Source organism: Kitasatospora cystarginea (assembly GCF_039533515.1).
GTDB classification, from domain to species: Bacteria; Actinomycetota; Actinomycetes; order Streptomycetales; family Streptomycetaceae; genus Kitasatospora; species Kitasatospora cystarginea.
Genome location: NZ_BAAATR010000018.1, coordinates 128,635 through 150,332 on the forward strand (window position 1 = coordinate 128,635; position 21,698 = coordinate 150,332).

At 73.7% G+C, this 21,698-nt stretch carries 1 protein-coding gene (running past one end of the window); it reads left to right on the top strand.

Annotation, left to right across the window (positions count from 1 at the left end):
- Nucleotides 1-61 precede the first annotated feature (61 nt).
- Nucleotides 62-21,698 carry the 5' portion of an SDR family NAD(P)-dependent oxidoreductase gene (locus ABD369_RS20835; protein ID WP_344637981.1) on the top strand. Its footprint extends 2,159 nt past the window's final position, so the window shows 21,637 of its 23,796 coding nt (coding positions 1-21,637); its start codon is at nucleotides 62-64; its stop codon lies beyond the right edge, outside the window.

Here is a 21,698-nt window from a genome sequence, read left to right on the forward strand (position 1 = left end):
AGGCGGCCCCGCCGCCCCACGAACCCAGAACGGAACGAACTTGAGTCGAAACATCCTTCGTGTGCCGAGCTGGCGCGACGAACCGGTGCGAGGGAAGGCCACGCCGGCAGGAGCCCGGCGGCTGGTCGTGCTGTGCGACGTCGCCGAGCAGGACGTGACAGTCCTGCGCCGGGACCTGCCGGGCGTGTCCGTCGCCCGGGTGGAGAGCCGTGCCGACGGGCCCGCCGCGGCCTACGAGCACGCGGCGACCCGGCTGCTGGGAGAGCTCCAGCGGCTGATGGACCAGCCGGCCGGCGGCCCCTGCCGGGTGCAGGTCGTCTGCCGTGAGGCCACGCCGTACGGCTACGCGGGCCTGATCGGCATGCTGCGCACCGCCACCCAGGAGGACCCCGCGCTGCACGGCCAGTTGATCGAGTTCACGCGGTGGCCGTCGGGCGAGGAACTCGCCGAGGTGCTCCAGGCGGAGTTCGGGCAGGAGCAGGAGCACATCCGCTACACCGACGGCCGTCGCCAGGTCCGCGTGTGGGATGCCGCCCCGCAGGTGACGGACGCACCGGTGTGGAAGGCCGGCGGGGTCTACCTGATCACCGGGGGAGCGGGCGGTATCGGGCGGCTGCTCGCTGCCGACATCGCGCGGCACGTCCCCGCCGCCCGGATCGTCCTGTGCGGGCGTTCGGCGGTGCGGGAGCCCGGCCCGTGGGGCGAGTACCGCCGGGTGGACGTCACCGATCGCGCGGCCGTGGCGGAACTGGTCGGCGACCTCGTGCGCAGGTACGGCCGACTCGACGGCATCGTGCACGCGGCCGGCGTGATCAGCGACGACTTCGTGATCCGCAAGTCCCACCGGGACGCCCAGCGGGTGCTCGCGCCCAAGGCCGCCGGGCTGGTGCACCTCGACGAGGCCACCCGCGACCTGCCGCTGGACTTCCTCGCGGCGTTCTCCTCCGGCGCCGGGACGCTGGGCAACGCCGGCCAGGCCGACTATGCCGCCGCCAACGGGTTCCTGGACGCCTACCAGACCCACCGCGCCGCTCTCGTGGCCGCGGGGGAGGGCCACGGCCGGAGCGTCTCGATCGCCTGGCCGCTGTGGCGCGACGGCGGGATGAGCGTCCCGGCCGAGGACGTCCCCGCACTCACCGAGCGGTTCGGCCGCCCCCTGGAGACGGACACCGCGCTGCGCGCGCTGTACGGCGCGCTCGCGCTCGGCACACCACACCTGCTGGTCATGGAAGGGGAGAGCGACGTGGACGAGGAAGGGACGCAGGCCGTGCGACTGCGGGCACGGGTGCTGCCCCGGCTGAAGGAACTCGTCGCCGAGACGCTGCGGCTGGACGCGGCGAGGCTGGACGCCGCCGCGCCCCTGGACAGCTTCGGCATCGACTCACTGGCCGTCACCCGGCTCAACCACCGCTTCACGCAATGGTTCGGCGCGCTGCCCAAGACGCTGCTCTACCAGTACCCGACGCTGCACGAGCTGGCCGGCCACCTCGCCGAGCAGCACCCGCACGGCTGCCACCGCTGGCTCGGTGACACCCCGGCCGGGAGCGTGGCGCCGGACCGTCCCGCCGCCCAGGCGACGGCTCGGCCGCGCCCGGGGGGCGCGGCCGAGCCGATCGCCATCATCGGCCTGAGCGGGCGCTACCCGGACGCGCCGACCGTGGGGGCCTTCTGGGACAACCTGCGCGCCGGCCGCGACAGCGTCCGCGAGATCCCGGCTGAACGCTGGTCACTGGACGGCTTCTTCGAACCGGACGCCCAGCGCGCCGTGCAGCAGGGCGCCAGCTACAGCAAGTGGGGCGCGTTCCTGGACGACTTCGCCCGGTTCGACGCCGCGTTCTTCGGAATCGCGCCCCGGGACGCGGCCGACATGGACCCGCAGGAACGGCTGTTCATCGAGAGCGCGTGGTCGGCGCTGGAGGACGCCGGCTACACCCGGCAGCGGCTCGCCGATCGGCACGCCTCACGAGTCGGCGTCTTCGCCGGGATCACCAAGACCGGCTTCGACCGGCACCGCCCCCCGGCGACGGACGGGGTGCCGCCGGCCCCGCGCACCTCCTTCGGGTCGCTGGCCAACCGGGTGTCCTACCTGCTGGACCTGCGCGGCCCGAGCATGCCCATCGACACCATGTGCTCGGCGTCGCTCACCGCGATCCACGAGGCGTGCGAGCACCTGCGCCACGGCGCCTGCGAACTGGCCATCGCCGGCGGGGTGAACCTCTACCTGCACCCCTCCACGTACGTCGAGCTGTGCCGCTCCCGGATGCTCGCCACCGACGGCCGCTGCCGCAGCTTCGGTGACGGCGGTGACGGGTTCGCCCCCGGCGAGGGCGTCGGCGCGGTGCTGCTGAAGCCGCTGTCCAAGGCCGAGGCCGACGGCGACCCCATCCACGCGGTCATCCTCGGCTCCGCCATCAACCACGGCGGCCGCAGCAACGGCTACACCGTGCCCAACCCCCGCGCGCAGGCGGCGCTGATCCGCGAGGCGCTGGACCGCGCCGGGGTGTCCGCCGCCGACATCGGCTACATCGAGGCGCACGGCACGGGCACCAGGCTCGGCGACCCCGTCGAGATCGACGGCCTCACCCAGGCGTTCACCCCCGACGCCGTCGGCAGCGGCGCGTGCGCCCTCGGCTCGGCCAAGTCGAACATAGGCCACCTCGAAGCGGCCGCCGGCATCGCGGGGCTGACCAAGGCCGTACTGCAGCTGCGGCACGGCGAGTTCGCGCCCACCCTGCACGCCGAGCGGCCGAACCCGGACATCGACTTCGCGGCCACCCCGTTCACCCTGCGGACCTCCGCCGCCCCCTGGCCGCGGCCCGGAGGCGGTGGGCCGCGGATGGCCGGGATCTCCTCCTTCGGCGCGGGCGGCGCCAACGCGCACGTGATCGTCGCCGAGCACCAGGGCACCACGGCCGTCACGACCGCCGCCCCGGCCGGTCCGGTCCTGCTGCCCCTGTCCGCCCGTACGCCCGAGGACCTGCGCGCACGGGCCGCCCAACTGACCGCCTGGCTCGACACCGAGACCCCGGTCGACCTGGCGGCCGTCGCGGCCACTCTGCAGACCGGCCGCGAGCCGATGGACGAGCGCGTGTGCTTCGTCGCGAGCACGGCCACCGCGTGGCTGGAGCAGCTCCGCGGCTTCCTCGCCGACCCCGAGGCCGCGGGTCCGTGGCACCGCGGCCGGGTCAAGGCCACCCGGGAAACCCTGGCCGCCCTGGCTTCGAGCGACGAGCTCCGCGAGCTCGTCGCCCGGTGGATCACCAATGGTGACCACAGTGAGCTCGCCGCCTCCTGGGCCAAGGGCATGCCCCTGGACTGGACCCGCCTGCACGGCGGCGACACCCCCGCGCGGGTGCACCTGCCCAGCTACCCCTTCGCGGGCCGGCGCTTCTGGTTCGACCCGGTCGCCGGTGAGAGCGAGCGGCCCGCGCCGGTGACCGCCACTCCCCGCACGGCGGCGGCCGGGGCCGCGGACGTGGAGCGCGTCCTGCTCGACTCGCTGGGCGAGGCCCTGCAGATGCCGGTCGCCGAGATCGAGCGCCGCCGCCCGTTCGCGGACTACGGCCTGGACTCCATCCTCGGTGTGAACCTGGTGCACACGCTCAACGCGGCCTTCGGCACCGAGCTGGAGACCACCGACCTCTTCGACCACGGCACCGTCGAGCGCCTGCACACGTTCATCACCAGCGCCTACGGCCACACGCTGCGCACCCAGGCGGCGGCCCCGGCGCCCGCCGCGTCCCCGGCCGACGACGCCATCGCCGTGGTCGGGATGGCCGCCCGTTACGCCGACGCCGAGGACCCGCGCGCCCTGTGGGACCACCTGATGGCCGGGCACGACCTGGTCGAGCCGGTCACCCGCTGGCCGCTCGGCCCGGACGTGACCTGCCGCTCCGGCAGCTTCGTCCGCGGAATCGACCAGTTCGACCCGGTGTTCTTCGCCATCTCCGGGGTCGAGGCCACTTACATGGACCCGCAGCAGCGCATCTTCCTGGAGCAGTGCTGGAACGCGCTGGAGGACGCCGGCTACACCGGCGAACGCCTGCGCAACCGCAACTGCGGTGTGTACGTGGGCTGTTACACCGGGGACTACCACGACCAGCTGGACGCGGATCCCCCGGCGCAGGCGCTGTGGGGCACGATGGGGTCGGTCGTGGCGTCCCGGATCGCCTACCAGCTCGACCTCAAGGGCCCCGCCCTCACCACGGACACCTCCTGCTCCAGCTCGCTCGTCTCCCTGCACCTGGCCTGTCGCGACCTGCGCGACGGCACGGCAGACATGGCGATCGCGGGCGGCGTGTTCATCCAGACCACCCCGCGGCTCTACGAGTCCGCGAGCCGCGCGGGCATGCTCTCGGCCGGCGGTCGCTGCCACAGCTTCGACGCCGATGCCGACGGCTTCGTGCCGGGCGAGGGCGCGGGCGCGGTCGTCCTCAAGCGGCTCGCCGACGCCCGGCGCGACGGCGACCACATCTACGGCGTCGTCCGCGCTTCGGGCATCAACCAGGACGGCACCACCAACGGCATCACCGCCCCCAGCGCGGCCTCCCAGGAACAGCTCCTGCGCGACGTCCACGCCCGCGGCGGCATCGAGCCGGGCGGCATCCAGCTCGTCGAGGCACACGGCACCGCCACACAGCTGGGCGACCCGATCGAATTCCGCGCGCTCACCCGCGCGTTCGAGGGCGCTCCGGCCGGGAGCGCGGTCCTCGGCTCCATCAAGACCAACCTGGGACACACACAGTTCGCCGCCGGAATCGCCGGTGTCATCAAGTCACTGCTGGCCCTCGAACACCGGCAGATCCCGCCGATGCTGCACTTCCGCGCGGCCAACCGGGCCGTCGCCCTCGAAGGCAGCCCCTTCACCGTCACCACCGCGCCGCGCCCGTGGGCGACGCCCGCGCACGGGCCGCGCCGCGCAGCCGTCAGCTCCTTCGGAGCCTCCGGTACCAACGCGCACGTGGTGCTGGAGGAGCACCCGGCCCCCGCGGTCGGCGGACCGAGCGGGGAGCACGCGTTCCTGCTGTCCGCGCGCACACCGGCCGCACTGCACGCCGTCGTCGAGCGGCTGCTCGCCCACCTCGACCGCGAACCCGGACTGCCCGCCGCGGCGGTCGCCTACAGCCTCGCTGCCGGACGCGGTCACTTCGCCCACCGGCTCGCCGTCGTCGCCGCCGACCTGCCTGCCCTCGCGGCACACCTGCGCGCCTGGCAGTCCGGCACCGTCGGGGACGCGGTGGCGCAGGGCGAGACCGCCGCCGACCCCCGGCCCGTCGGGGGCGTACGCGAACTGACGCCGACCGCACTGGCCCGGGCCTATGTACGCGGTGAGGTCGACCGCTTCACCGAGAGCTTCCCGCCCGCCGCGCGCCGCCAAGTCCCGCTGCCGACCTACCCGTTCGAGCGGCAGCGCTACTGGATCGACACCCCGGCCCCGCAGGCTGCCCCGGACGGCCCCGCCTACCGCCTCCACCTCACCGGCCAGGAGTTCTTCCTGGCGGACCACCACGTGGGCGGCCGGGCGGTGCTGCCCGGCGTGCTGACGCTGGAGGCCGCGCGGCGTGCCGCGAGCGGGGACTCCTTCACGCCGGTGGGCCTGCGCGATGTCGTCTGGCCCGCTCCGTTCCCCGTCGAGGAGAACGGTGCCGAGCTGTGCGTCGACCTCGACGGCGACGCCTTCCGCGTGCTGCGCGACGGCTCGGCCGTGCACGCCCAGGGACGGGTCGCACGGCCCGGCACGCCCACGCCGGCACCGCTGGACGCGCTGCGTGCCCGCTGCGGCCCGCGCACGCTCTCCCGGCAGCAGTGCCACGACGCCCTCGAAGGCGTCGGCATCCGGCACGGCGACCGCCTGCGCGCCGTCGACACCCTCGCCGTCGGCGACGGCGAGGTCCTGGCCCGCCTCGTCCTGCCCGCCGGTGCCGACGGCGCCTTCGCACTGCACCCGGCGATGCTCGACAGCGCCATCCAGGCCGTCGTCGCGCTCCACGGTGACGCCACCGGCGCCCTCGCCGAACACCGCGGCGCGCCCGCGCTGCCGTTCGCACTGGACGCCGCCGACATCTTCGCCCCCACCACCGAGCGCATGTGGGCCCACCTGCGCCACACCGAGGGCTACGCGCCCTCGGCCGACCGGGACGTGACCAAAGTGGACATCGACCTCTACGACGACGAGGGACGGCTCGGCGTGAGCCTGCGCGGCTACGCCTCCCGCCGGATGACCCCGGTGACCGGCGAAGCCCCCCGCGCGGCACTGCTGGCACCGGTGTGGGACGCCCTGCCCGCGACCTCCTCCCCGCGGCTGCCCGCACCGGGGGCCCGCGTGGTCCTGCTGGGCGGTACCGCCGAGGAACAGGCCGAGCTGCGCCGCCACCACCCCGATGCCACCGTCCTGCACACCCACGACGACGAGCCCGCCGACCGGCTCGCCGCGCGGCTGCCCGCCGGCACCGAGCACGTCTTCTGGCTCGCCCCGGCCGGCACCCCCGGCGATCCGGCCGGCGCCCGGCCCGGCGGCGCGCTCGCTGTGTTCCGTCTGATCAAGGCACTTCTGGCAGACGGCGCGGACGCCCGTGACCTCGGCCTGACCGCGATCACCCGGCAGGCCCGCCTGCTCCCGGGCGACGACCACGTCGACCCGGCCCACGCCGGAGTGCACGGCCTCCTCGGCACCCTGGCCAAGGAGTACCCCCACTGGCGCGTCCGCGTCGCCGACATCGAGGCCGGTGCCCCGGTGCCCTGGACGGCACTGCTGGAACTGCCCGCCGACCCCCGCGGCGAGGCCCTGGCCCACCGGCACGGCGAGTGGTACCGCCAGCGCCTGCTGGAGGTGTCCGAGCCGGGTACGACGGACCTTCCGTGCGAGCCCGGTGGCGTGATCGTGGCCATCGGCGGCGCGGGCGGCATCGGTGTCGTGTGGACCGAGCACATGATGCGCCGCCACGGCGCCCGGGTGGTCTGGATCGGCCGCCGCCCGCTGGACGTCGCCATCGCGGCACGGCAGGACGCCCTGGCCGCGTACGGCCCGAAGCCCGACTACGTACAGGCCGACGCGACCGACCGCGACGCCCTGCGCCGCGCCTGTGACGAGATCGTGCGGCGGCACGGCCCCGTGCGCGGCGTCCTGCACACCGCCATCGTGCTCGGCGACCAGAGCCTGGCCCGGATGGACGAGGACCGGTTCCGCGCGACCTACGAGGCCAAGGCGGACGTGGCGGTGAACCTGGCCGACGCCTTCGCGGGCCAGCCGCTGGACTTCGTCGCGTTCTTCTCCTCGATGCAGGCGTTCTTCAAGGCACCCGGGCAGGCCAACTACGCGGCGGGCTGCACCTTCGCCGACGCCTTCGCCGAGCAGCTGTCCACCAGGCTCGACTGCCCGGTCAAGGTGATGAACTGGGGCTACTGGGCGGGCGTCGGCATCGTCACCGCCGACGGCTACCGCCGGCGCATGGCCCAACTGGGCCTGGGCTCCATCGAACCCGCCGAGGGCATGGCGGCCTTCGACGCGCTGCTCGCCTCCCCGCACCCGCAGCTCGCACTGCTCAAGGCCACGGACACCCGTAGCATCGACGGCATCCACGGCGACGACGCCCTCACCCACCTCGCCGCCGCGACGCCCTCGCTGATCACGGCCCTGCGCGAGGAGAGGTCCGACCGGCGCGCAGAGATCGAGCGGCTGCGCGAGAAGGCCGACGGCCACGCCGGAGCCATGCAGGACGCGCTCGTCAACATGACCTGGGCGCTGCTGCAGTCGCTCGGGATGTTCCGCGACGGCCGCGCGGCCACCGCCGACGAGTGGCGTGCCGTCGGCGGCGTCGGGGACCGCTACGCGCGGTGGATGTCCCACAGCCTCACCGTGCTGGCCGACGCCGGCCGCCTGCGCCGCGAAGGCGAGGAGCGCTACGCGGCCCTCGACCCCCGGACCGGATCCCTCGACGACGCCTGGGCGGACTGGGACCGTGAACACCGGCGCTGGCTGGCCGACGAGGCCAAGCGCCCGCAAGCGGTCCTGGTCGACACGACGCTGCGCTCGCTGACCGACATCCTCACCGGCCGCCGCCCGGCCACCGACGTGATGTTCCCCAACGCCTCGCTCGAACTGGTCGAGGGCGTCTACAAGAACAACCCCGTCGCCGACTACTTCAACGACGTGCTCGCCGACACCCTCGTCGCCTACCTCGAACGCCGACTGGCGGACGACCCGTCCGCACGCCTGCGCATCCTGGAGATCGGCGCGGGCACCGGCGGCACCAGCGCCGCGGTGTTCCGCAGGCTGCGCCCGTGGGCCCGGCACATCGAGAAGTACAGCTACACCGACATCTCCAAGGCGTTCCTCCTGCACGCCCAGCGGGAGTACAGCGAGATCGCGCCCTACCTGGACCCGCAGCTCTTCAACGCCGAGAAGCCGCTCGCCGGCCAGCCGGTGGCCCCTGGCGAGTACGACGTGGTGATCGCCACCAACGTGCTGCACGCGACCCGCAACATCCGCAACACGCTGCGCAACGCCAAGGCCGCCGCCCGCACGAACGCCCTGCTGCTCCTCAACGAGCTGAGCGACAACATCCTCTTCAGCCACCTGACGTTCGGCCTGCTCGACGGCTGGTGGCTCTACGACGACCCGGCGCCGCGCATCGCGGGCTCGCCCGGCCTGGCGCCGGAGAGCTGGCGGCGGGTGCTCGGCGAGGTGGGCTTCCGCGCGGCGTTCGTCGCCGCCGAGGGTGCCGACGACCTCGGCCAGCAGGTCATCGTCGCCGAGAGCGACGGCGCGGTCCGCCAGCCGCGCCCGGAAGGCGCCTCCGCCTTCCGTGGCACCCTCCCGGAAGCCCTGCCCCGGACCGCTCCGCCGGAGCCGCTCGCCCCCTCGCAGCGGCCCGCCCCGGCCGCCACCGGCGGCGACCACGACGAGCGCCTGCTGGAGCCGGCCCGCGACTACTTCCGCCGCCTGGTCGCCGACACCCTGCGGCTGCCCCTCGCCGACATCCGGGCCGACGTGCCCTTCGAGCGCTACGGCATCGACTCGATCCTCGTCGTCCAACTGACCGACGCGGTCCGCAAAGTGCTCGACAACGTCGGCAGCACGCTGTTCTTCGAAGTGCGGACGGTCGACGGCCTGGTGCGGCACTTCCTGCGGACCCAGCCCGCCGCGCTCGCGGCACTGGTCGGCCCGGCCGACGAGCCCGTAGCCACGACCGACGCCCGGACACCCTCCGTCACCCCGGCGCCCGCGGTCACCGAACCCGTAGCCACCGCGCGGCCCGCGAACGCGGCCCACGCGGAGCGGGGGGACGGGATGGCCATCGCGATCGTCGGCATGGCGGGCCGCTACCCCGGCGCCGTTGACCTCGACGCGTTCTGGGAGAACCTGCTCGCCGGTCGGGACAGCATCACCGAGATCCCGGAAGGCCGCTGGGACCACAGCCGTTACTACGACCCGCGCCGTGGCGTCGAAGGCAAGACGTACAGCAAGTGGGGCGGATTCCTCGACGGGATCGACGAGTTCGACCCACTGTTCTTCGGCATCTCGCCGAAGGCGGCGTCCATGATGGACCCGCAGGAGCGGCTGTTCCTGCAGTGCGCCCACGCGACGCTCGAGGACGCCGGCTACACGCGGGACGCCCTTCGCGCCGCGGGCCGCGCCCGGGCGGCCGGGGATGCCGGTGACATCGGGGTGTTCGTCGGCGCGATGTACTCCGAGTACCAGCTCCACGGCGCCGAGTACAGCGTGCGCGGCGAGCCCGTCGTCGTGCCGGGCAGCCTGGCGTCCATCGCGAACCGCGTGTCGTACTACCTCGACGCCAGCGGCCCCAGCGTCACCGTCGACACCATGTGCGCCTCCGCGCTGTCCGCGATCCACCTCGCGTGCGCGGCGATCCGGAGCGGGGAGTGCGGCGTCGCCGTGGCCGGCGGGGTCAACCTGTCGGTGCACCCGAGCAAGTACCTGATGATCGGCCAGGGGCAGTTCGCCTCCAGCGACGGCCGCTGCCGCAGCTTCGGCGAGGGCGGCGACGGCTACGTACCCGGTGAGGGCGTCGGCGCGGTGCTGCTGCGCCCACTCGAGGACGCCGTCGCCGACGGCGACCGCGTCCTCGGGGTGATCCGCGGCAGCGCACTGAACCACGGCGGCCACACGCACGGATTCACCGTGCCGAACCCGCTCGCCCAGGCCGCCGTCATCCGCGGCGCCTGGCGCCGGTCCGGGGTGGACCCCCGGGACATCGGCTGCATCGAGGCGCACGGAACCGGCACCTCGTTGGGCGACCCGATCGAGATCGCCGGACTGAGCGCGGCCTTCGGCGAGTTCACCGACGCGCGGAACTTCTGCGCCATCGGCTCGGTGAAGTCGAACATCGGCCACCTGGAGTCGGCCGCCGGCGTCGCGGGCCTCGCCAAGCTGCTGCTGCAGATGCGGCACGGCACGCTGGTGCCGTCGCTGCACGCGGAACGCACCAACCCCGAGATCGACTTCACCGACAGCCCGTTCGTCCTCCAGCGCGAGGCCGCGCCCTGGCCGCGGCCCGGCGACCGCCCGCGCCTCGGCGGCGTCTCGTCGTTCGGCGCGGGAGGCTCCAACGCGCACCTGGTGGTCGAGGAATACGTCGAGGAGCACACCGTGCCCGAGCCGTCCCCGCAGGGCGGTGGCCCCGTCGTCGTGGTGCTGTCCGCGTTCGACGACGAGCGCCTGCGCGAATCCGCCGGGCGGCTGCGCGATGCGCTGCGCGCGGGGGACTGGACCGACGGCGACCTGGGCGACATCGCCTACACGCTCCAGGCCGGCCGTGAGGCGATGACCGCACGGTTCGCCGTGGTGGTGAGCACTCTTCCGGCCCTGGCCGACGCGCTCGACGCCTGCGCACGCGGCGACAGGCTCCCGGACGGCGCGTACGTCAGCTCCGGCGGCGACCGGGCGGGCGCCGTCCGGGGCTTCCTCACCGACGAGGACCTCCAGGAGACGGCCGTGCGCTGGGCGCGCCGCGGAAAGCTCGCGCCGCTGGCCGAGGCATGGACGAGCGGCCTCGCGGTGGACTGGGCGCTCCTGTACGCCGAAGGACCCAGGCCGCGCAAGGTCGGCCTGCCGAGCTACCCGTTCGCCCGGGAGCGGTACTGGTACACCGACGGGCTCCCCGAACTGCCGGCCGGGTCCGCGTCGCGGACCACACCGCCGCCTCCCACGCGGGAGATCCGTGCCGTGCTCACACCCACCGCCCCGGCAGCCCCTGCACAGCCGGTGAACTCCTACGAGCTTCCCGAGGGCGACCTCACGCTGCACCCCGTCTGGGAGCCGGCCCGGCTGCTGCGCGGCACGCCGTACCCCTCCAGGACCGCCCGCGTGGTGGCCGTCGGACTCGAACCGGAAGCCCTCGCGGCGCTGAGCGCCCGCTACCCGAACCTGGTGGCGCTGCACACCAGCGCGTCCTCCGCCGAGGAAGTGCGGGACGAACTGGCCGCGCTGGGCGCGTTCGACCACGTGATCATGCGGTTCCCGACCGCCCCCGCCCACACCGCCACGGCACGGATCGCCGCGCAACGCGGAGCGATCCGGCGCATGTTCCGCCTCCTCAAGGCACTGACGGCTCTCGGCCCGGAAGAGCGGAACCTGGGGCTAACCCTCCTCACGCACGGGGCGTTCGACCCGAGCGGCTCCGGAGCCGGCGACCCGGCACAGGCGAGCCTGCACGGCATGATCGGCGGCCTGGCCAAGGAACTGCCGCGATGGCGCATCCGCGCCGTCGACCTGGCCGACGGTGAGCCCTTCGTCGCGGAGGAGGTCTTCGCGCTGCCCGCCGACCACCGCGCGCACCCCCTCGCGCGCCGCGGCGGCCAGTGGCTGCGCAGGCAGCTCCTGCCTGTGGACGCGACCCCCGCACCGGCCGAGCCCGTGCTGCGCCGCGACGGCGTCTACGTGCTCATCGGCGGGGCGGGCGACCTCGGAGTACTGCTCAGCGAGTACCTCGTCCGGCAGTACGACGCGCACGTCGTGTGGGTCGGCCGCCGCGCCGAGGACGACGGCATCCGGGCCAGGGCGGCCCAGGTGGCCACGAGCGGGCGCGCACCGGTATACGTGTCCGCCGACGCCTCCGACCCCGAGGCGCTCGCCGGGATGCGGGACGAGGTGCTCCGCCGGTACGGCCACATCGACGGGGTCGTGCACCTGGCGATGGTCTTCAGCCACACGCCGCTGGCCGGGATGAGCGAGACCGAGTTGGAGGCCACCCTGTCGGCCAAGGTCGATCCGTGCGTGCACTTCGCCGACGCCTTCGCCGCCCAGGGCCTGGACTTCATCCTGCTGATCTCCTCGCTGGTCAGCTTCATCCGCAACTCCCACCAGGCGCACTACTCGGCGGCCTGCGCCTTCGAGGACGCCCGCGCCCCGGAGTTGCGCAAGGCACTGGACTGCCCGGTCAAGGTCGTCAACTGGGGCTACTGGGGCAACGTTCCCGAGGAGCTCATGCGTGACGTGACCGCGATGGGCCTGGCCCCGATCGACCCGGCCACGGCGATGGGCGCGCTGGAACGGCTCCTGGCGGGGCCGCTCGACCAGATCGGCTTCATGCGCCTCGGGCGCCCGCTGCCCATCGAGGGGGCCCTGACCACGGAGACGCTGACCGTGCACCCGTACGGTGCGGCGACGCGCGGCAGCGCCACGGACGTGCCCGTACCGGTCGCCCTGGCCGCCCACCACGCGGGCCCGGTGCCGGGCGAGATCGACGCCTGTCTGCACCGCTACCTCGTGGCGGAACTGCGCCGGACGGGCCTCGACAACCCGCGCGACGGCCTCACCGGCTGGAAGGAGCGCAACGGCGTCGACCCCCGCTTCGACGGCTGGCTCACGACCACCCTGCGCACCCTCACCGAACACGGCCTGATCGACGCGCGGGGCTGGAGCAGTCACGCCCCGGCCGCGCGGGACGCCGAAGCCTGCCGCGCCGACTGGGCCCAGGGCCAGGCGCTGTGGGCCGAGGGCAACACCGATCTGCGCGCGCCCATGCGGCTGTTGGGTCAGACGCTGCCCGCCCTGACCGACATCCTGTGCGGCCGGGTGCCGGCCACCGACGTGCTGTTTCCCCAGGGTTCGTTCTCCCTGGTGGCAGGCGTCTACCGCGACAACCGCGTGGCCGGGTACTTCAACGCCGTGCTGGCAGAACACGTCGCGTCCTTCCTGCGGGCCCGCCAGGACGCCGACCCCAGCGCCCGCCTGCGCGTGCTGGAGATCGGCGCGGGTACCGGCGGCACCACAGGCCCGGTGCTCGACCGCCTGGCCCGTGCCGGGCTCGACCTGGCCGAGTACTGCTACACCGACCTGTCGCAGGCCTTCCTGCAACACGCCCAGGACACGTTCGGACCGCGGTTCGACCACCTGACGTACCGCGTCTTCGACGCGGCCAGGCCCCCGCACACCCAGGGGCTCGACACCGGAGCGTTCGACGTCGTGATCGCGGCCAACGTGCTGCACGCGACGGAGAACATCCGCCCGGCCCTGCGGCACGCCAAGGCACTCCTGCGCGGCAACGGCCTACTGGCATTGAACGAGATCAGCTGTTTCTACCTGATCAACCACCTCACCTTCGGCCTGCTCGACGGCTGGTGGCTCTACGACGACGCCGAACTGCGCGTGCCCGGCAGCCCCGCACTCTCCCCCGAGGGCTGGCGCCTGGTGCTGGAGCAGGAGGGCTTCAGGTGCGTCGGCCACCCGGCCGCGGACGCCCTGCCCCTGGGCCAGCAAGTCGTGGTGGCCCACAGCGACGGCCTCGCCCGCAGCCCCCGGGTGCGGGCGGGAGCGCCGGAGGCGAGCAGCCTCCCGGCCCGACCGTCGACCGGCGCCCCGGCTCCGGACGCGGCTGCGGCACCGGCTCAGGCTCCGGACGCGGTCCGGAGGGTGGCGGACCTGGTGCTGGCGGAGCTCGCGGCCGCACTGCGCCTGCCCACCGACCGGATCGACGCGGACCAGGCGTTCGCCGACTACGGCCTCGACTCCATCGTCGGCGTCAAGTTCGTCCAGCGCCTCAACGAAGAGCTGGGAACCGACCTGTTGACCACGGTCATCTTCGACTACCGCAGCGTGGGACAGCTCGCCGCGCACATCGCGGAGAGCCACCGGCCGAAGCTGCCCGCCCCGAAGACTCCGGCGGCCTCGTCGCCCGCCGCGACGGCTCCGGCACCGCACACCGTGAGCACGCCGCGCCTCTCCGAAGGGCGCGAGCTTGCGGGACGCGAGCCGATCGCCATCGTCGGGATCAGCGCACGGTTCGCCAAGTCGGACGACGCCGACGCGCTGTGGCAGCACCTCGCCGCCGGCGACGACCTCGTCGGCCCGGTCGAACGGTGGGACCTCTCCGGCTACAGCCGGCACGAACTCTCCTGCCGCTCGGGCAGCTTCCTCGACGGCATCGACCGGTTCGACGCGCGCTTCTTCAACCTGACCGGCCTCGAGGCGACCTACACCGACCCGCAGCAGCGCCTCTTCCTGGAGCAGGCGTGGACAGCGATGGAGGACGCCGGATACTCGGGCGCCTCGCTGAACGGCCGCAAGTGCGGCGTCTACGTCGGCTGCACCGGCGGCGACTACGCCCAGTGGTTCGAGGACGCGCCGCCCGCCCAGGCGGCGTGGGGCAACGCGCCGTCGGTCGTACCCGCCCGCATCGCCTACCACCTGAACCTCCAGGGGCCGGCCATCGCGGTCGACACGGCCTGCTCCAGTTCGCTGGTCGCCGTGCACCTCGCCTGCCAGAGCCTGTGGAGCGGCGAGACGGAGCTGGCCATCGCCGGAGGGGTCAGCGTCCAGACCACGCCGGAGACCTACCTGGCGGCGACCCGGGGCGGGATGCTGTCGCCGACCGGGCGCTGCCACACCTTCGACGCCGCGGCCGACGGGTTCGTGCCGGGCGAGGGCGTGGGCGTGGTGGTGCTCCGCCGCCTGTCCGACGCGCTGGCCGACGGCGATCACATCCACGCGGTGATCCGCGGCTCGGTCGTCAACCAGGACGGAGCCACCAACGGCATCACCGCCCCGAGCGCCCTGTCGCAGGAGCGCCTCATCCGCCAGGCGCACACCGACTTCGGCATCGACCCGGCCGGGATCGGCATGGTCGAGGCCCACGGCACCGGCACCCAGCTCGGCGACCCCATCGAGTGCCAGGCACTGACCAGCGCCTTCCCGGCGACCCTGCCCCCCGGCTCCTGCGCGCTCGGTTCGATCAAGACGAACCTCGGGCACACCACCTCCGCGGCGGGCGTCGCCGGCCTGCTGAAGATCGTGCTCGCCATGCGCCACGGGCAGATCCCGCCGTCGCTGCACTACTACGAGACCAACCCCGCGGTCCGGCTCGACGGCAGCCCGTTCTACGTGAACACGGAGCTGCGGCCGTGGCGGCCGAACCGCGAAGGCAAGCGCGTCGCGGCCCTGAGCGCGTTCGGCTTCAGCGGCACCAACGGACACGTGGTCGTGGAGGACGCCCCGGCCCGCCCCGGGCGTCGGCACCCGGACGGCGCGCACCTGTTCGTGCTCTCCGCCCCGCAGCCGGCAGCGTTGCGCGGCCGCGCCGAGGACCTGCTGGCGTACCTGAGCCGCACCCCCGACGCCGCGCTGGGCGACGTCAGCTACACGCTGGCCGTCGGCCGCGATCACTTCACCCACCGGGCCGCGTTCGTCGCCCGTGGCCGCGACGAGCTGGCACATCTGCTGGAGGCATGGCTGGACGGGCGGAGCGCGACCGGCGTGAGCGGTGGCTTTGCGCAGGAGCGCGCCAGGGACCGGTATCTCGACGGCGCCGCGGTGGACTTCGCGCCGCTGTTCTCCGGCCTCGACGTGCGCCGGACACCGCTGCCGACGTACCCCTTCCAGCGCAAGAGCTACTGGGTCGCGACAACCGCCCCGGCGCGGCGCGGACGTGGCACCGAGGCCCCGGCCGTCCTCACGGCCCCCTCGCCCGTCGCCCCGGCCCCCGAGCCGCGGCCCGCGGCCATGGACGCCTCGACGCTGCGCTTCCTGGTCGGTGACCGCCTCCTGACCGAGCTGTCCCGTGTGCTGATCATGGAGCCCGACGAGATCGACCCGCAGGCGTCGTTCTCCGACTTCGGCGTGGACTCGATCCTCAGCGTGAAGCTCGTCGGCGCGGTCAACACCACCCTCGGCGTCGACCTGTCGAGCACGGCCCTGTTCGAGCACAGCTCGCTCGACCGGCTGACGGACCATCTGGTCGAGGTGTACGGAGCCCGGTTGCGGGCCGGTAGCGCCCTCTGCGAGCCGTCCACCGAGGCCGACGACGCTCCTCCCGTGGCCCGTACACACGTGGAGGAGGCCCCCGCCGCACTCGTGGCCCCCGTGGCCGACGACGTGGCTCCCGCCGCACCCGCGAGCGGTCCCGCCGACGACGGCATCGCGGTGGTCGGCATCGCCGCCCGGTTCGCGCGGTCGCCCGACGCCGCGGCGCTCTGGGCGCACCTCGCGGCCGGTGACGACCTGGTCGGTGACGTCACCCGCTGGGACATGGAGAAGGAGCTGGGAGCCGGCGCCCCGCGCCAGCAGGGCAGCTTCGTGGACGACATCGAGCGCTTCGACGCCTGGTTCTTCCGGATGTCGGGCAAGGAGGCGACCTACACCGATCCACAGCAGCGGATCTTCCTGGAGGAGTGCTGGCACGCCCTGGAGGACGCGGGCTACGCCGGCGAGCGGCTCGACGGCCGCGGGTGCGGCGTCTACGTCGGCGGCTCGCCCAGCGACTACCAGCAGCTGATCGGCGACGACGCGCCGCCGCAGACGCTCTGGGGCAACATCTCCTCGGTCATCGCCTCGCGGATCTCCTACTTCCTCGACCTCCAGGGGCCCGCACTGTCGGTGGACACGGCCTGTTCCAGCTCCCTGGTGGCCATCCACCAGGCCTGCCAGGACCTCCGCCAGGGCAACACGTCGATGGCGCTGGCCGGTGGCGTGTTCATCCAGTCCACGCCGATCTTCTACAAGTCCGCCGTGCGTGCGAACATGCTCTCGCCGACCGGGCGTTGCCGCACCTTCGACGCGAGCGCCGACGGCTTCGTGCCGGGCGAGGGCGCCGGTGTGGTCGTGCTCAAGAGGCTGGCCGACGCCCTGCGTGACGGAGACCAGGTCTACGGAGTGATCCGCGGGTCGGGCATGAATCAGGACGGAACCACCAATGGACTCACCGCACCCAGCGCCGGTTCGCAGAAGCGCCTGCTGCGCGGAGTCCACGAGCGCGCCGGTGTCGATCCCGCCGGGATCCAGCTGATCGAGGCGCACGGCACCGGTACGCCGCTGGGCGATCCGATCGAATTCGAGGCACTGAGCGCGGCGTTCGGCGCCGCGCCCAAGGGCGGCTGCGCGCTCGGCTCGGTCAAGACCAACCTGGGGCACACCCAGTACGCCGCGGGCGTGGCCGGTGTCATCAAGGTGCTGCTGGCGCTCAAGCACGAGCAACTGCCGCCGTCGCTGCACTTCGAGCGGAGCAACCCGGCGATCACGCTGGAGAACAGCCCGTTCCACGTCAACACGGAGCTGCGCCCGTGGCCCGCGCCCGCGAACGGGCCGCGCCGGGCCGGAGTCAGCTCGTTCGGCGCCGCGGGAACCAACGCGCACGCGCTGATCGAAGAGGCTCCCGCACGGGACGGCGGCACACACGGCGCCCGCCCGCTCTGGCTGATCGTCCTGTCGGGACAGGACGACGCCACACGCCGCGCCCAGGTCGAGCGCCTGCTGGGCCACGCCGTCACGCACGAGGACCTGGACGTGGGCGACGTGGCCTACACCCTGGCCACCGGACGCCGTCACTGCACCCACCGGTGGGCGGGCGTGGTGTCGGACCGCGAGCAGCTCGTCGACGCCCTGCGGACATGGCTGCGCGACGGCCGAGCCCCGGGCGTGGTCACCGGTGAGGCGGCGGACGGGCACCGCCGCCAGGACCCCGCCGTGCGCACGCGCGTCGGCCACCTGATGGCCGAGTGCGACCGGCACGACTGCCTGACCGAGCTCGCGGGGTTCTTCGCGCAGGGGCTGGACCTGAGCTTCGCCCCGCTGTTCGGCGACGGGGGCTTCACCGTCGTCTCCCTCCCGCCGTACCCCTTCGCCGGTGAGCGCTACTGGGTCGGGACGCGCCCGTCCCCCCTTCCGGCGGCCCCCGCCGCGCCCACCTCGCCGCTGAAGGGCCGCGCGGTCCGCACGGAGTCCGGCGAGCCGCACTACGCCGTCGAGCTGACCGGAGAGGAGTTCTTCCTCGACGACCACCGCGTACGGAACGTGCCCGTCCTCCCCGGCGCGGCCTACCTGGAGCTGGCGTGCGCGGCGGCGCGGGCAGAAGGCATCGCGCCCACCGGCTTCCGCCTGCGCAACGTCGTCTGGTCCCGCCCCGCCCGCATCACCGGGCCCACCTCGGTCGGGATCGCCCTGCGGCCGCGCGAGGACGGCGACTTCACCTACGAGATCACCACGACGACCGGAGGCGACCTGCCCGTACCGCACGGACAGGGCCGCGTCGAACGGTGCGAGACGCCCGCGCCCGCACGCCTGGACATCGCCGAGCTGCGCGAGCGGTGCGACGCGCGCACCTTGGACCACGAGTCGTGCTACCGCCTCTTCGCGAGCATGGGCATCGGCTACGGGCCCGCGCTGCGGGGCATCCGCCGGCTCAGCGTCGGCACCGGGCTCGCCGTGGCGCGCCTGAGCCTGCCGCAGGCGGCGCGGGACGGCGCCGACTGGACCCTGCACCCGTCGATGCTCGACGCCGCCGTTCAGGCCACGCTGGGCCTGTCGCTGACCGAGGACACCGACACCGTGGCGGCCGCGCTCCCCTTCGTCCTGGAGGAGGCGCAGATCCTCGCACCGAGCCCGGTGAGCGGCTGGGCCGTGGTGCGGCCCGCGGCGGACGACCGCGGCGGTGCCGTACGGCGCATCGACATCGAACTGTGCGACGACGACGGCGTCGTGTGCGTGCGGCTGCTCGGGTTCAGCACCCGGGTGCTGCCCGCGGCCGACGCCCCGCGGGAGAGCGTCGCGGCCGACGGCGTGCCGGACGGCGCGTCGCTCACCCTCATGCGTGTCGGCACGCGCCCGGCCGAAGCCTCCGGGGCACCGCGTCCGCTAGCGCGGCACGAGGTCCTGCTCGGCGGGCTCGGCGCGATCGACCCCCGGGACGTCCAGGCCGAACTGGGTGTGCCGTGCGCCGCACTGCCCGACGAGAGCGACCTGGTCCTGCGCTACACCCGCCATGCCGAGACCGTGCTGGCACGGCTGAGGCAGGCCATCCCGGCGACCGGCGACGGCCAGGTGCTGATCCAGGTGGTCGTGCCCGCCGACGGCGAGGGCCGACTCCTCGCGGGGCTGGGCGGCCTGCTGCGCACGGCCCGCATGGAGCACCCCAAACTGCTCACCCAGCTCGTCGAGATGGAGACCCCGGTCGACACCGCGACGCTGTGCGAGCGCCTGCGCCGGGACGCGGCCGGTCCTGACGACGCGGTCGTGCGGTACGCCGACGGCAGGCGGCACGTTCCCCAGTGGACCGCCGTCGAGGACGCTCCGCAGGTCCGGCCGTGGAAGGCCGGTGGCGTCTACCTCGTCACCGGGGGAGCCGGGGCGCTCGGCGGGCTGTTCGCCCGGGAGATCGCGCGGCAGGCGCCCGGCGCCACCCTCGTGCTGTGCGGGCGTTCACCGGAGGGCCCGGCCCAGCGCGAACTGCTCCGCGAGCTGGACGACTTGGGGGCCCGCGCGGCCTACCGCGCGCTGGACGTGAGCTGCCGCGAGGCCGTGACCGACCGTGTGAACGCGATCGTCGCCGAACACGGACGCCTGGACGGCGTCGTCCACGTCGCCGGTGTGGTGCGCGACAGCTACCTGGGCCAGAAGAGCGCCGAGGAACTGCGGGAGGTGCTGGCCGCCAAGGTCGCCGGCTTCGTCCACCTCGACGAGGCCACCGCGGGACTCGACCTGGACTTCTTCATCGGCTTCTCCTCGCTGTCGGCCTTCGGCAACCAGGGCCAGGGCGACTACGCGGCGGCCAACGCCTTCATGGACGCCTACGCGCTCCGGCGCCACGAGCTGGTCGCCAGGGGCGAGCGCCGAGGCCGCACGCTGGTGGTCGGCTGGCCGCTCTGGGCCGGCGGAGGCATGGCCGTCGACGCCGCCACCGAACGCCGTCTGCGGGACAGCGTCGGCATGGTGCCGATGCGCGCCCGCCACGGCATCGAGGCGCTGGAGCGGGCCTACGGCAGCGGCGCGCCGCACGTGCTGGCGATCTACGGCGAACGCGCGCGGATCGACGCCACGTTGCTCGCTCCCGCCAAGGCCGCCCGTCCTGAGCCTTCGAGCGCACCCGACCGGACCACCGTGCACGCGACCGTTCTCCGCCGCCTGATCACCCACACCTCGGCCGTACTGGGCGTGCGCGCGGACGAGATCGACGGCGCGGTGGAGATGGGCGAGTACGGCTTCGACCCGGTCTCGCTCACCGAGTTCGCCGACAAGCTCAACGCGGAGTTCGGGCTCTCGCTGACTCCGAAGCTGTTCCCCGAACACCTGACCCTGGAAGAGGCTGTGAACCACCTCCTCGACAACCATCCCGATCGCTTCGGGACGGCCGCCCCGCTTCCCGCACCCGCGCGGGCGGACGGGCCCGCCGCACCGGCCGACCGGGACACGCGGCACAAGGCCCTGCTCAAGAAGCTGATCGCCCGCGCGTCGGTCCTGCTGGACGTGCCCGCCGAGCGGATCGGCGGCACCGCGGAGATGAGCAGGTACGGCTTCGACTCCCTCTCGTTCATCGGCTTCGCCAACGAGCTCAACGCGGAGTTCGGGCTCTCGCTCGCACCGACTCTGTTCTTCGAGAACCCCACCCTGGCCGGGGTCGCGGACCATCTCCTCGAGCACCACGCCGACCGCGTCACCGTAGCCCCCGAGGCGCGGGAGGAAACGCCCGCCGCGGCGACGGCCGACCAGCGGCCCGCAACGACCGTAGCGACCGCGCCCGACGACGAGCCCATCGCCGTGATCGGCGTCAGCGGCCGCTTCCCGATGGCGGACGACCTCGACGAGTTCTGGGAGAACCTGGCCGAAGGGCGCGACTGCACCCAGGAAGTACCCGCGGACCGTTGGGACTGGCGCGCCCACTACGGGGACCCGGTCAAGGACCCCAACACGTCCAACGTGACATCGGGCGGCTTCATGAACGGCGTCGGCGACTTCGACCCGCTGTTCTTCGACATCTCCCCGAAGGAAGCCGAGCTGATGGACCCGCAGCAGCGGCTCCTGATGCTGTACGTGTGGAAGGCGCTGGAGGACGCGGGCTACTCGGCGAGCGCGGTCGCGGGCACCAACACCGCTCTCATCGCGGGCACCACCAGCACCGGCTACAGCACGCTGGTCACGCGGTACTCCCCGGTGATCGAGGGCTACGACATCACCGGCGCGGCACCCTCGATGGGCCCGAACCGGATGAGCTACTTCCTCGACCTGCACGGTCCCAGCGAGCCGGTGGACACGGCCTGTTCGAGCGCACTGGTCGCCATTCACCGGGCCATCCAGGTCCTCCGCGAGGGCCAGTCCGACATGGCGATCGCCGGCGGGGTCAACACCATGGTCAGCGTCGACGGGCACATCAGCATCTCCAAGGCGGGGATGCTCAGCCCGGAGGGCCGGTGCAAGTCCTTCTCCGACCGGGCCGACGGCTACGCGCGCGGCGAGGGGGTCGGCATGCTCGTGC